Source organism: Micromonospora hortensis (assembly GCF_022230935.1).
GTDB lineage: Bacteria > Actinomycetota > Actinomycetes > Mycobacteriales > Micromonosporaceae > Micromonospora > Micromonospora hortensis.
In genome coordinates this window covers 115,494-128,933 of the sequence record NZ_JAKKFE010000011.1, presented here as the reverse complement: position 1 = coordinate 128,933, position 13,440 = coordinate 115,494, and the positions used below count along the sequence as shown (strand labels likewise).

Sequence of the window (13,440 nt, the reverse complement as noted above, 5' to 3'; positions counted from 1 at the left end):
GGACCGACCACCGGCTATGGCAGCGCAAAGATGGCGTGCAGGCCGGTCATCAGGGGCTTGAGCAGCGAAGATCCGAGGTTGCGCTGGCGAAGCGTGCCCGCTTTGGCATTAATTTAAAATGACGAGCAGTATCCCCAGATCACGTTGCGTTTCTTGCGAATTAGCCGCATGCTAGCCCCATGACAGCCGCAGCCCGCGTCATGGATGAGCAGACTATCCTGCCCGATGCCGCCAACAGTGCGGAAGTCGTAGACCTTCTTCAGGTCCTACGCGACCGTGGCCACAACGTGCCCGAGGCGCGAGCACGCCTGGTAAGCGCAGACGGGACTAGCACCAAGCCCCTACCCGATGGCCTGCACGACATCTTGGTCAAAGCGCTTGAAGCCTTAGCCAGTGGCTACGCCGTCACAATCGCTCCGCAACACACGACCCTCACTACCCAGCAAGCCGCAGACATGCTCGGCGTATCACGGCCAACCCTCACGAAGCTGCTGGACGAAGGGAAGATTCCGCACGAGCGGCCCAACAGCCACCGCCGCATCAAGCTGGCCGACGTGCTCAAGTACCAAGAACAGCGGCGGCAGGAGCGGCGGCAGCTGCTTCAGAGCATGACGACAGAGAGTCTTGACATGGGGCTCTATGACTTGCCAGTCAGCAACCTTGAGGAAGGCATCGACGACAGAACGTGAAGCCGAGCTTCCGCCAGGCGTCTGCGCCGCCTAGGCTCACTTGGTGCCGTTCTCTGTCCTACTCGATGCGAACGTCCTAGTTCCAAACGCGCTCCGCGACACTCTTCTACGCATCGCAGAGGCGGACTTCTACCGTCCGCTTTGGAGCCAGGACATCCTCGTCGAGACTAGGCGGACAATCTTGCGACTACGCCCAGGCGTTGACACAACCCGGCTCGACAAGATGTTTATGTGCATGAACGCAGCGTTCATTGACGCCCTGGTGACAGGCTACGAGTCCCTCATTGCGGGAATGACGAATGACACGGGTGACCGTCACGTCCTAGCTGCGGCCGTCGCAGGCCGGGCGGACGTCATCGTAACCAACAACGTGAAACACTTCCCCCAGGATGCGGTAGGTCCCCTGCACATCGAAGTCATGAGGCCCGACCAGTTTCTATGCCTGCAGTACGACCTGGCCCCAGTTCCGATTGTGGAGATCATCAAGAGGCAAAGCGCCGATACTGGCCGCGCCGCCGGCAAGCCTCAACTGAACGTTGACGAGTTGCTTGATTGTCTCAGCAGGGGCGGTACGCCTAGGTTTGTCGAACACATCCGAGGTCACCTGGCAGCAGCGAGGCACCGACCGCGCGCCCCGAAAGCGCCCACGCCTCGCCTCGTCGAGTCGACGCACACCCTGGACAGGTCGCCCGCTCCCGATCGGGACGGCCAGTAGTCGCAAAGCCAGTTCTGGCCGATCTTCACGGTGCCCCCGGCAGGATTCGAACCTGCGACACACGGTTTAGGAAACCGATGCTCTATCCCCTGAGCTACGGGGGCGCGAGGGCCCAGTCTAGCGACCCGGGCACTCAACTGGGGTGGCAGGGAGTGGTCCCGGTTCACCCTGCCACCCGGACCCCTGTCTTCCCAGCCCAGGACCACAGTCGGGCAAACGAACCTCGCTCTCGACTGGCGGTCTCATTGGCGACCTGCGCTGGCGCGGGACTCCACAAAGCTTCATCACCTGCGGACACGTTCCCGCGTTCATCGGTTGGCATTCGCACTCGATGCCACCCGCCCGATTCGCCCAGGGACCACGCGCCGGGCTCCGCGCCCGAGCGAGCATCAACGGCCGCCCCTGACCGGCGCGCGGCCTGGGATCCGCTGAGAGAAGTGGTGCTCCGCGCCGCGAAGGGGGCTCGCGCGCGGAGGGCGACTCAGGCTGCGTAGATCAGCTTGACGCCATTCAGACCGAGTGCCGCCGCCCGTGTGCCGCGGACTCCGCTGTTGAGGTTGCGCCAACTGTTGTTGCTGGCGGCCTCGTGCACCCACCCGTCGACGACGTTGTAGATGTGCTTCACCCCGTTGACGTTGAGCGCGGCCAGCGAGGTGCCCTGTGCGCCGTGGATGCCGGTCCACAGGTTGGCCCAGCCGGCGTTGCTGGCGGCCTCGTGGACCCGGCCGCCGTTCAGTGTGTAGAGGATCTTCGTGTTGCCCAGTGTGATCGCCGCTACCGCCGAGGCCGGGATGCCCGTGTTCAGGTTCCGCCAGGCGTTGGCGCTGTGCGCCTCGTGGACGTAGCCGCCGACGATGCTGTAGACGTACTTGACGCCGTTCAGCGTGATCACCGAGATCGACGACGAGCTTGCCCCGCCGATGCCGGTGTTGAGGTTGCGCCAGCCGTTGTTGCTGGCGGCCTCGTGCACGTAGCCGTCGACGACGTTGTAGACCAGCTTCACCCCGTCGAGGTTGATCGCGGCCAGTGCGGTGCCCTGTGCGCCGTGGATGCCGGTCCACAGGTTGGTCCAGCCGGCGTTGCTGGCGGCCTCGTGGACCCGGCCGCCGTTGAGGGTGTAGAGGATCTTCGTGGATCCGAGGGTGATCGCGGTCGTCGCCGTTCCGGTGACCGCGCCCGCGCTGCCGGAGACCGGCAGGGCGCGCCAGCCGGTGTTGCTGGCCGCCTCGAACACCTGACGGGGCTGGTCGGCCGGGTTCTGCTGGATGAAGACCAGCGGGTTGATCCGGGTGCCGGACGGGTCGATCATGTGCCAGTGCAGGTGTGGGCCCGTCGAGCTGCCCGAGCCGGGTGCGCCGGCCGCGCCGCCGGAGCGGCCCACGATCGTGCCCGCGCCCACGCTGGCACCGTTGCCGAGCAGGAACTGCGACAGGTGCAGGTACTGGCTGCGGTACCCGTCCGCGTGTTGGATCGTGACGGTGTGCCCGCCCGTGCCGTTGTTGGGGATGTTCTGGATGGTGCCGGCGCCGCAGGCCGGCAACGCCGTGCCCACCCCCATCCCGAAGTCGATGCCGCCTAGTGACCCGCGGCGGAGGTGGCCCTCCCAGGTGTCGGTGATCGGGTAGGCGCCGAACGGGTTGTAGATCGACGGCGCGGCCTGCGCGGCCTCGGGAACCAGCAGGCCACCGGCGCTGATGGCGCCCGCACCCAGCACCGCAGCGCGTAACATCGTGCGGCGACTCACGGCGGAGGTGGCCGTGTCGTCGCCGCAGCAGCGGCCTTCGTAACCGTCAGTCATTCCCACTCCTTCTGCACCCGCCGAGATATCTACGGAGGCTAATGGGTGGGATGGTCTGGCGGTACCGCGGCCACCAGACGTTGATCAGAGCGACGGGAGCTGTTCTGCTCGGGTGACCACCTGGTCGATGAGGCCGTACTCCCGGGCCTGCTCGGCGGTGAACCACCGGTCCCGGTCCCAGTCCCGCTGGATCTCGTCGAGGGTTCGTCCACTGTGCTGGGCGATCAGCTCCTGCATCGTCCGCTTCACGTGCAGCATGTTCTCCGCCTGGATGGTGATGTCGGCTGCGGTTCCGCCCATCCCACCGGACGGCTGGTGCATCATGATCCGCGAGTGCGGCAGCGCGTACCGCTTGCCGGCCGTACCCGCGCAGAGCAGGAACTGCCCCATCGAGCCGGCGAACCCGAGCGCCAGCGTCGCCACGTCGTTGCGGACGTAGCGCATCGTGTCGTAGACAGCCATTCCCGCGCTCACCGAACCGCCCGGCGAGTTGATGTAGAGGTAGATGTCCCGGTCGTCGTCCTCGGCCGCGAGCAGCAGGATCTGCGCGCAGATCTGGTTGGCCGACTCCTCCGTCACCTCGCTGCCGAGGAAGACGATCCGCTCGCGCAGCAGCCGCTCGAACACATGGTCACCGAAGGACGGCTGCCCGCCCTCCAACATCCGCACGTCGTACCCGATCATGTGCCGCCGCCTTCCACCGCGCCGGCGGGCGGTGGGGACCACCCGGTGGACCGGCCCCTTCAGCGTGCGGGCGACGACGGTGGCTGGCCCAGTGATTCTGCCGCCGGCAGATCCGCCGACGGCAGAACCCACGCGGCCTACGCGATGGTCACCCGCCGCGCACCCGCCCGGGCCCGCGCGCAGCCCACCAGAGCGGGGGTACGCGGACCGGGGCGCGAGCCACCAGCGGAGGCCATCGCGCCGACGCTGAGGGTCGGCTCACTCGCCACCGGCCCGCGGTGCAGGACGAACCCATCGACACGTGGACCCACCAGCAGGGTGGCGTTGCCGATCTCCCGGCGAGTCGCATCGACCCGCTCCAGGTCGGTAAGCGCGGCGCGCGGCGCGGCCGGGAGGCGGGGCTCGACCCTGCGCATGTCGTCGCGGGCCTCGCCGAGCAGGTCGGCGAGGCTGATGCCGAGCGCCCGGCAGATCGCCGCCAGCACCTCCGACGAGGCCTCCTTTCGACCCCGCTCGACCTCCGAGAGGTAGGGCACGGAGACGTCCGCCGACGCGGCCACCTCGCGCAGCGTGCGGCCCTGACGCTGGCGGTGGCGGCGCAGCACCCCGCCGATCACTCGTCGCAGCAACGACATGCCGGCCTCACTTTCGCGGTCGTCGTCGGGGGGACATCCCCATCATGCCCGCTGCCGGACCTGCCGGCTGCCCGTGCGGGCCCGCGCCGTGCCAGGCGCGGGCCCGACCCCGTCACCGAGCCAGGTGGGTGTGCCAGTTGGCCGGATCGGCCACCAGCGTGACCGCCGGGAACAGCGCCCGGGTGCCGCCGGTGGGAAGCAGAGCGCTGTCGTCGATCGACACATTCACTCCGTGGACGTCGTAGACGGTCAACGACTCGTTGCCGTTCTCTCCGGTGAACCGCGCCGGGTGTCCGTCAAGTGTGGTGTTCGGGTCGACGTACCCCCTGGCCGTGGGATCGGTGATGTTGCGGTAGCGGGAGACGCCGAGGGACAGCGTCCGGGCCCGTTGCCGACCGGGCTCGGTACCCGGCTCCGCTGTCCAGGTCATCCCGACGTACCAAGTCAGGGGCTCATCCAGGGACTCGGACACGTCGACCGTGATCAGCCCCAGGTTGGCCGGTAAGCCTGTCACCGTCGCCGGCATCGGGACGAGGCTCGTGTCGAACCGTAGCGAACGGGCCACCTGCACCGCGGCGTCCCGAGCATCCGGTTCCACCCCGAACACCCGGACCTGCGCCCAGCCCTTCGGGGCGTACTCCCAGCGCAGGATCGCCTCCGGCTTCTCGGCACCGGAATAGCTGGTGAAGACGCTGGGCCCGCCGTTCAGCTCGGGACCGGCCTCGGTGGCACGGGCCAGGGCCAACTCCCCGCTGTCACGCTGCGGTGCCGACGGTTGCACGTCCTTCGAAAGAAGCGAGACGGCCACGAACTGTCGCTGGTCGTCGGTGCGGCCGTTCGACGCGCTGAGGTGCACACCCGGGCCGGAGAGGAGCAGTCCGGCCTGGTACTGGAGATCCCGCAGCCCGTCCGGCAGCCAGCCGAACCGAACGTAAACCCGCTGTGGGTCGACAGTGGTGAGCGCGACCGGCAGACCGGTCTCGCCATCGGCGGGCGCCGTGCCGAACGGGGCGGGGGCCGGCGGTCGGTCCGGGGTGAGCAGGTCTGGGACGGTGAGCCCGCCGACGGTCAGTGCCACCGCCAGCAGCGCGGCGCCGGCACCCTGGGCGAGGCGGCGTTGCCGCCGTGCCGTGCTCATCGCCCGTTCCACGTCCAGCACGACGGAGGGCCGCTCGGCCGACTCGATCTCGGTCAGCATCAGGTCGCCGATGTGGCGTTCGTCAAGCATCGTCGCTCCTCTCAGTTCGCGGTCAGGGTGGGGGTGAGCAGGGTGCGCAGGGTGGCAAGGCCCTTGGCGGTCTGGCTCTTCACCGTCCCCGTCGAGCAGCCCATGGCCCGGGCGGTCTCCTCGACGCTGAGGTCCTGGAAGTACCGCAGCACCAGCACCGCCCGTTGGCGTGGCGGCACCTGCCGCAGCGCGCCCACCACCGTGATCCGGTCGGTCGGGTCGGCAAAGGACCTGGACACGTCGGGCAGCGCGGCGCCGAGGCGGACCCGCGCCCACCGCAACCGCCGCTCGTCGATCAGTCGCCGCACCAACATGGTCCGGACCAGCGCGTCCAGGTGATCGGCCTGCCGGGCCCGCGCCCACGAGCGGTACAGCTCGGTGAGCACCCGTTGCAGGATGTCGTCGCCCCGGTCCCAGTCCCCGCACATCAGGTAGGCGGTGCGCCGCCACTGCACCATCCGGGATCTGACGTACTCGGTGTATTCGTCGTCGGCCTCGGCTCGCCGTCTGCCGCTCGTCGTCACGAGGGTCGCGCCCCCTCCGTCTGCCGGCCTGCACCGGTTCGTCGTTGTCGTCCGGTAGTCGGGTGCGGGCACGCCGCCGGTTGTCCGCCGCAACCCGGGCGTGCGGTCGACGGTGTACCCGCTATGTTGTGGGCGTGCAGGCGACGGCGGGGGAGCAGGTTCGACGGTGATCCATTTTCCCGCGCAGCGCCGGGGCCCACTGAGCGCGCTGAGCCTTCGGCTCGCCGCCGCGCTGGGCCTGGTCTTCGCCGTGGTCGCCGCGGTCTACCTGGGCCGGGACGGCTACCGCGATGTCAACGAGGACGGCCTCACCCTCCTCGACTGCTTCTACTACGCGGTCGTGTCGCTCTCGACCACCGGCTACGGGGACATCACCCCGGCCGCGCCGTCGGCCCGGCTGGTCAACGTCCTCTTCATCACCCCGGCCCGAGTGATCTTCCTTATCATCCTGGTCGGCACCACCCTGGAAGTTCTGACCGAGCAGTACCGGACCGGCCGTCGCCTGTCGCGGTGGAGGAGAGCCGTGAAGGACCACGTCATCATCTGCGGCTACGGCACCAAGGGGCGCAGCGCGGTGTCCGCCCTGATGGAGAACGGTCTGGACCGCTCGCGGATCGTGGTGGTGGAGCGCAGCGCCGCCGCTCTGCGGCAGGCCACCTCTGCCGGGCTGGTGGCGATCGAGGGTTCGGCGACCCGTTCGTCGGTGCTGAACGAGGCGCACGTCAAGAACGCGAAGGCCGTGATCATCGCGACCGACAGTGACGACGCGTCGGTGCTGGTCGCGCTGACGGTACGGCAGCTCACCGCCGGGCAGGTCCGCATCATCGCGGCGGCGCGGGAGGCGGAGAACGCCCCGCTGCTCAAGCAGAGCGGCGCGCACCATGTGATCGTCTCCTCGGCCACGGCGGGCCGGCTGCTCGGCCTGTCCACCTCGGCGCCGCCGCTGATCGACGTGGTGGAGGACCTGCTCACCCCCGGCCAGGGCATGGCGCTGGCGATGCGTTCCGCCGAGCGGGACGAGGTGGGTCGCTCGCCGCGCGAGCTGGAGTCGTTGGTGATCGCCCTGGTGCGGCGGGGCAAGGTGGTCACCCTGGCGGACCGGGCCGGCGCGGTGATCGAGACCGGCGACATGCTGGTGCACGTACGCGACGACCGCCCCCAGTCGGCCACCACCGCCTGATCGTCACACCGCTGTCGCGGTGTTGACCGCTGGCATGACGGTGCCGCTCTCGCCGCTGCGAGGCGGCGTCAGCAGGTGTCGTCGGCGACGCAGATCGCCTCGGTGCAGCTGACGGCCGTGCCGGTGGAGGCCCGGCTGAGTAGTTCGTAGAGCGTCTCCCGCTCGGCGCGATCCAACGCGCCCAGCACCTCGTCTTCGGCACCGGCCAGGGCGCATTCAGCCTCGCTGAGGCGTTTTGCCCCATCTTCGGTGAGTTCGACGACGTGTCGGCGGCGATCCTCGGGCGAGCGCCGACGTTCGATCAGCTGCTTCGCCTCCAGGTCGTTGAGCAGCCCGACGATGTTGGTGCTGTCCATTTCCAGGATGGTGGCCAGCGCCTGTTGCCCGGTGCCGCCGCCGGCGCGCAGCACTGTGAGTGCGACCAGATGCCGCGGGCGTAGCCCCAGTGGCGCCAGCACCGACTCCGACCGCAGTCGCATCCGCCGGGCCAGATGGTCCAGGAGTGCGCCCGAGCGGTGCTCGGAGGAGTCGAGCGGCTGCGCGGACATGTGACCCACTCTACCGACTCAAAGGAACATCGGCCTGCTATAAATAGTTGGTGCCTCACGAACGATCTCTGAAGGAGGAATGATGCATCTGCTGCATATTGATTCGAGCATCCGCGGTGACTGGTCGGTCAGCCGGCGGCTCACCGCCCGTGCGGTCGACGCATGGCGTGCGGCCCACCCGGACGGCACCGTGGCCTACCGGGACCTGGGCGCCGAGCCGCTGCCGCACCTGGACGCGGACGGCGGGCTGGCGCGAATGACCCCTCCGGACCAGCACACGCCGGCCCAGCGGGAGTCCTGGCAGCTCAGCGAGCGGCTCGTCGACGAGGTGAAGCAGGCCGACGTGGTGCTGCTCGGCCTGCCGCTCTACAACTTCGGCGCGCCGAGCAGCGTCAAGTCCTGGGTCGACCACCTGATCGTTCCCGGGCTGGCGTACGACCCGACGACGCAGGAGGGCCTGCTCGGCGGACGCGAGTTCGTGGTGCTGGCCACCCGCGGCGGCGGCTACGGCGAGGGCACCCCTCGTTTCGGCTGGGACCACGCCGAGCCGTGGCTCCCGCACGGCCTGTCGATGACCGGCCTGCAGCCGCGCTTCATCAGCGCCGAGCTGACCCTGGCGCCGTCGGTGCCGGCGATGGCCGAGTTGATTCCGCTGCACGAGGCGAGCCTCGCGACGGCCGAGAAGGAGATCGACAACCTCTGGATGCCGGCCACCGCCCAGCGCTGATAAAGCGCCGGTACGACGAGAGCGGCCGCCCCCGGATCGGGGACGGCCGCTCTCGTCAGTGCGGACGGGTTACATGATCGTCCAGGTGTCGCCGCTGCCCAGCAGGCCGGCGAGCTGCTGCTCGGGGGTCTCGGTGACCTTCGCCTTCGCGGCCGCGAGCTGAGCCTGCACCACGCTGTCGTAGGACGGCCGGTCCACCGAGCGGAACACCCCGATCGGAGTGTTGCGCAGGTCCAGGCCGGGCAGCCGGGACAGCGCGAAGGCGTAAGCAGGGTCGGTCACCGTCGCGTCGTGCACGACGATCTCCTCCGGGCGGACCGAGCTGGTGTCCCGGACCTCCAGGCCGAAGCCACCCGGTGGGTGCACCACGCAGAACTGCCCGTCGGCCCCGAAGGTGATCGGCTGGCCGTGCTCCAGGCGGATCAGGTAGTTGTCCCGCGTGGACGGGTCCTTGAGCTGCTCGAACGCCCCATCGTTGAAGATGTTGCAGTTCTGGTAGATCTCCACGAACGCCGAACCCTCGTGCTCGGCGGCGGCCCGTAGCACCGACTGGAGGTGCTTGCGGTCGGAGTCGATGGTGCGGCCGACGAAGCTGGCCTCTGCGCCGAGGGCGAGCGAGAGCGGGTTGAACGGGGCGTCCGCAGAGCCGGTCGGTGTCGACTTGGTGACCTTGCCGACCTCGGATGTCGGAGAATACTGGCCCTTGGTCAGACCGTAGATCCGGTTGTTGAACAGCAGGATCTTGAGGTTGACGTTGCGCCGCAGCGCGTGGATCAGGTGATTGCCGCCGATGGAGAGCGCGTCGCCGTCGCCAGTGACCACCCAGACCGACAGGTCCGGCCGGGACACCGACAGGCCGGTCGCGATCGCCGGGGCCCGACCGTGGATCGAGTGCATCCCGTACGTGTTCATGTAGTACGGGAAGCGGGACGAGCAGCCGATCCCGGAGACGAAGACGGTGCGCTCCCGGGGGATGTTCAGCTCCGGCATGAACTGCTGGATGGCCGCCAGGATCGCGTAGTCACCGCAGCCGGGGCACCAGCGCACCTCCTGGTCGGACTTGAAGTCCTTCGCGGTGAGCTTGACGGCGACGGGCTCAGACATTCTTCAGCACCTCTTCCAGCGTCGTCTCCAGCTCGGCGGCCGTGAACGGAAGGCCGCGGACCTGGTTGTAGCTGATCGCGTCGACCAGGTAGCGGGCCCGGATGACGTGGGCCAGTTGGCCCAGGTTCATCTCCGGGATGACCACCTTGTCGTACGAGCGGAGCACCTCACCGAGGTTGGCCGGCATCGGTGCCAGGTGCCGCAGGTGCGCCTGGGCGATGGAGAGGCCACGCTGACGGACCCCGCGGCACGCCGCGCCGATCGGCCCGTACGTCGAGCCCCAGCCGAGGACCAGCACCCGGGCGTCGCCGTCCGGGTCCTCCACCTCGATGTCCGGCACCGGGATGGTCTCGATCCGAGCGGCCCGGGTACGCACCATGAAGTCGTGGTTGGCCGGGTCGTAGGAGATGTCCCCGGTCTTGTCGGCCTTCTCCAGACCGCCGATCCGGTGCTCCAGGCCCGCGGTACCGGGGATCGCCCACGGTCGGGCCAGGGTCTCCGGGTCACGCAGGTAGGGCAGGAAGGTGGTGCCGTCGTCGCCGTTGGGCTTGGTGGCGAACTCGACCCGCAGGTCGGGCAGCGACTCCACGTCCGGTAGCAGCCACGGCTCGGAGCCGTTGGCGACGTAGTTGTCGGACAGCAGGATCACCGGGGTGCGGTAGGTGAGCGCGATCCGGGCCGCCTCCAGTGCCGCGAAGAAGCAGTCCGACGGTGACCGGGGCGCGATCACCGCGACCGGTGCCTCGCCGTGCCGACCGTAGAGCGCCATGTTGAGGTCGGCCTGCTCGGTCTTGGTCGGCATGCCTGTCGACGGGCCGGCGCGCTGCACGTCCACGATCACCAGCGGCAACTCCAGCGCCACCGCGAGCGAGATCGTCTCGCTCTTGAGCGCCACGCCGGGGCCGCTGGTGGTGGTCACGCCGAGCGACCCGCCGTAGGAGGCGCCCAGTGCCGCGCCGACGGCGGCGATCTCGTCTTCGGCCTGCATCGTGAGCACACCGAAGCGCTTGTGCTTGCTCAGCTCGTGCAGGATGTCCGACGCGGGCGTGATCGGGTACGCGCCGAGGAAGACCGGCAGCCCGGAGCGGACCCCGGCGGCGACCAACCCGAGCGAGAGCGCCGCGTTGCCGGTGATGTTGCGGTACGTGCCCGGCTTCATCTTGGCCGGTTTGACCTCGTAGCGGACCGCGAAGTCCTCGGTGGTCTCGCCGAAGTTCCAGCCGGCCTTGAAGGCGGCGACGTTCGCGGCGACCAGCTCCGGCCGGGACGCGAACTTGCGTTCCAGGAAGCGCAGCGTCGACTCGTAGGGCCGGGAGTACATCCAGGAGAGCAGGCCGAGCGCGAACATGTTCTTCGACCGCTCGGCGTCCTTCTTGGACACCTGGTGGGCGGCGAGCGCGCCGACCGTCATCGAGGTCAGCGCCACCGGGTGCACGACGTAACCTGCCAGCGAGTCGTCGTCCAGCGGGCTGGCCTGGTAACCGACCTTGGCGAGGTTGCGCTTGGTGAACTCGTCGGTGTTGACGATGATGTCCGCGCCGCGCGGTAGATCGGCCAGGTTGGCCTTGAGTGCCGCCGGGTTCATCGCCACCAGCACGTTGGGCGCGTCGCCCGGCGTGAGGATGTCGTAGTCGGCGAAGTGCACCTGGAAGCTCGACACGCCGGGCAGGGTGCCGGCGGGAGCCCGGATCTCGGCGGGGAAGTTTGGCAGCGTGGAGATGTCGTTGCCGAGCTGCGCCGTCTCCGAGGTGAACCGGTCGCCGGTCAGCTGCATGCCGTCGCCCGAGTCACCGGCGAACCGGATGACCACGCGGTCGAGTTGACGGATCTGCTTGGTCACTGTGCCACCTTCGTTCGCGACTGCGGGGCTTGCCCGGCCACGGAACCTCCTTGACGCAACGCTTCACCGCACCGCCCCAGGCTGGCCCGGCCGCTGTCGTTCCTCACCTGAGAGCCTACGTCTAAGGGAGCCCTAACCATCCCCGGAGGTCCGCCGACTGGGACCGGATCGGGTTGCAAAATGCCCCCTTTTGCGGGGTTATGCACCGCCCGCCGTAATTCAGATCACCACCGGCTTCCGCCGACGACCCGGCCGCGCGCTGCGGGGGTCGTCGGTCGATCAGTCGGCGGGGCTGGGCGCGGGCTCCGGCGACGGGCCGCCGAGCCGGCGGCGTAGCGAGATCGTGGCCAGCGTGAGGGCCAGCACCACCAGCAGCGTGGAGACCGCGATCAGGATCACGGCGGTGCGCTGCACCGAGGTCACCCCGCCGTCTCCGGTCGCGGCACCGGCGGGCAGTACGCCCTGCGAGCCGGTTGGCGCGGGCGGGGAGACCACCGGCGTGGCCAGCGCGGCCGCCGCGGTGATCCGGAAACTCATCTGCACCCGACGGGTCGGGCCGCTGCGCGGATCGAGCTGACCGATCACGGCCCCGGACAGCGGCGCTTCCCGCTGCGCCTGTGGCGTCGCCTCCACCGGCAACTGCACCTGCGCGGTCGTGCCCGCCAGCACCAGGCCGGCGTCGCAGCGGGTACGCGTCGGGTCGACCGCCACGCAGCCGAGCGGCGGGGTCGGCACGGTGACCCCGGCCGGCAGGACGACCTCGACCCGGCCGGCGGCGTCCACAGCGCCGGTGTTGCCCAGCCGGAGCGTGAGGGTGCTGGGGCCGCCGCTGATGTCGAAGGCCACCTCGTCGGCGGCGAGGTCGATCCCGGGTACCGGCGGGCCCGCCGGGAAGAGCACCGCGAAGCCCTGGTCGTCGGTCACCTCTCCGGCGGCTCCCGGCGCGTCCGCGACGACCTGGACGGAACCGCTGAGCGGCATCTGCTTCCACGCCGTGCCGGCGACCCGCAGCCGCAGCACGGTGCTGAACCGGACGCCCGCCCCGGCGGTCCAGGCACCGCAGCGGTACGTCCCACCACCGGCGGCGGCGCAGCCCTTCGTTCCGGCGTCGGTCAGCCCGGCGGGCAGCGTGTACGAGAGCCGGATCTGTTCCGTTGTGGTACCGGTGTTGTGCACCGTGACCTGGAGGGTGGCGGCCGTACTCGGTGTGTTCCAGTACGTCTCGCCGAGGGTGACGTCGCCGGTGGTGACCTGCACGCCCAGCGGGCTCTGCGGCGGCGGCGCCGAACCCGGCGCGGGCGGGCGGACCGTCGGGGTCGGCGGTGTCGGCGGGGCGGGGGGCGCCGTCGGTGGCACCGGGGGAGCCGGGCTGGGCGGCCGGGTGGTGCTGCCCGGCGCGGGCGCGCTGGTGGTCGGCGGTGGCGGGACCTCCGGGGCGGTGGTCACCGGCGCCGGTGGCGTCGTCTCCGGTGGTGGCGCGGCGGTCTCCGGTGCCGGGTCGGTCGGCTCCGGGTCACCGCCCGGGTCTTCGGTCGGGGTGGGTTCCTCCGCCGGTGTGGTCGGGGGTTCCTCGCCTCCCGGCTCGTTGACCGGCTCGGCCGAGGTGGCGACCGGGTCCGCGTCCGGTGCGGCCGCGCTTGCCCGGGCTGGCCCCACGGCGAGTGCCGTGAGGAGGCCGAGCGCGAGCGCGGTCGCCAGCAGGGGCGTGGAACGCCGCCCCTCCGCCCGGTTACCGGGCGATGCCTTCACGCGGGCCATCTGTCCTCCG

General features: G+C 69.8%; 13 protein-coding genes and 1 tRNA gene. 4 read left to right on the top strand and 10 right to left on the bottom strand.

Annotated elements, in window-relative coordinates; genetic code table 11:
- Positions 1-179: 179 nt before the first annotated feature.
- Positions 180-689 (top strand): helix-turn-helix domain-containing protein, encoded by a 510-nt coding sequence (locus tag NIE111_RS07525; protein WP_238683669.1) that lies wholly within the window; start codon positions 180-182, stop codon positions 687-689.
- Between the two features lie 43 nt (positions 690-732).
- Positions 733-1,404 carry a PIN domain-containing protein gene (locus tag NIE111_RS07520; RefSeq protein WP_238683668.1) on the top strand — a complete coding sequence of 224 codons (672 nt, stop codon included), beginning with the start codon at positions 733-735 and terminating at the stop codon, positions 1,402-1,404.
- Positions 1,405-1,435: 31 nt separating this feature from the next.
- Here NIE111_RS07520 and NIE111_RS07515 read toward each other — a convergent pair.
- From NIE111_RS07515 to NIE111_RS07490, 6 genes are all read right to left on the bottom strand, one after another.
- Positions 1,436-1,508: transfer RNA gene (locus NIE111_RS07515), tRNA-Arg, on the bottom strand.
- A gap of 377 nt (positions 1,509-1,885) precedes the next feature.
- A complete protein-coding gene (locus NIE111_RS07510) occupies positions 1,886-3,202 on the bottom strand; it encodes a M23 family metallopeptidase (RefSeq protein ID WP_238683667.1) in 1,317 nt (438 codons plus the stop codon).
- A gap of 84 nt (positions 3,203-3,286) precedes the next feature.
- Complete coding sequence (locus NIE111_RS07505; protein ID WP_238683666.1) at positions 3,287-3,886, bottom strand: ClpP family protease; 600 nt, start codon at positions 3,884-3,886, stop codon at positions 3,287-3,289.
- 137 nt (positions 3,887-4,023) lie between these two features.
- Entirely contained in the window at positions 4,024-4,521 is a 498-nt protein-coding gene (locus NIE111_RS07500; protein ID WP_238683665.1) for a helix-turn-helix domain-containing protein, read from the bottom strand.
- A 112-nt stretch (positions 4,522-4,633) separates the two neighbouring features.
- Positions 4,634-5,749 carry a hypothetical protein gene (locus NIE111_RS07495; protein WP_238683664.1) on the bottom strand — a complete coding sequence of 372 codons (1,116 nt, stop codon included), beginning with the start codon at positions 5,747-5,749 and terminating at the stop codon, positions 4,634-4,636.
- A gap of 11 nt (positions 5,750-5,760) precedes the next feature.
- A complete protein-coding gene (locus tag NIE111_RS07490) occupies positions 5,761-6,273 on the bottom strand; it encodes a SigE family RNA polymerase sigma factor (protein ID WP_238683663.1) in 513 nt (170 codons plus the stop codon).
- A gap of 166 nt (positions 6,274-6,439) precedes the next feature.
- On the opposite strand from NIE111_RS07490, the gene NIE111_RS07485 reads away from it, so the two are divergent.
- On the top strand, positions 6,440-7,453 hold the full coding sequence (locus tag NIE111_RS07485; RefSeq protein ID WP_112603739.1) for a potassium channel family protein: 1,014 nt from the start codon (positions 6,440-6,442) through the stop codon (positions 7,451-7,453).
- A gap of 68 nt (positions 7,454-7,521) precedes the next feature.
- Here NIE111_RS07485 and NIE111_RS07480 read toward each other — a convergent pair whose 3' ends face one another.
- On the bottom strand, positions 7,522-8,001 hold the full coding sequence (locus NIE111_RS07480) for a MarR family winged helix-turn-helix transcriptional regulator (protein ID WP_238683662.1): 480 nt from the start codon (positions 7,999-8,001) through the stop codon (positions 7,522-7,524).
- Positions 8,002-8,083: 82 nt separating this feature from the next.
- Here NIE111_RS07480 and NIE111_RS07475 point away from each other — a divergent pair, with 82 nt between their 5' ends.
- Positions 8,084-8,728 carry an FMN-dependent NADH-azoreductase gene (locus NIE111_RS07475; protein WP_238683661.1) on the top strand — a complete coding sequence of 215 codons (645 nt, stop codon included), beginning with the start codon at positions 8,084-8,086 and terminating at the stop codon, positions 8,726-8,728.
- Positions 8,729-8,797: 69 nt separating this feature from the next.
- Here NIE111_RS07475 and NIE111_RS07470 read toward each other — a convergent pair whose 3' ends face one another.
- From NIE111_RS07470 to NIE111_RS07460, 3 genes are all read right to left on the bottom strand, one after another.
- On the bottom strand, positions 8,798-9,832 hold the full coding sequence (locus tag NIE111_RS07470; protein ID WP_238683660.1) for a 2-oxoacid:ferredoxin oxidoreductase subunit beta: 1,035 nt from the start codon (positions 9,830-9,832) through the stop codon (positions 8,798-8,800).
- Positions 9,825-11,672, bottom strand: a complete 1,848-nt coding sequence (locus NIE111_RS07465) for a 2-oxoacid:acceptor oxidoreductase subunit alpha (protein WP_238683659.1) — start codon at positions 11,670-11,672, stop codon at positions 9,825-9,827. Before NIE111_RS07465 ends, NIE111_RS07470 begins: the two co-directional genes overlap by 8 nt.
- 279 nt (positions 11,673-11,951) lie before the next feature.
- Positions 11,952-13,430, bottom strand: coding sequence for a hypothetical protein (locus NIE111_RS07460; RefSeq protein WP_238683658.1), 1,479 nt, complete (start codon positions 13,428-13,430; stop codon positions 11,952-11,954).
- Positions 13,431-13,440: the final 10 nt, after the last annotated feature.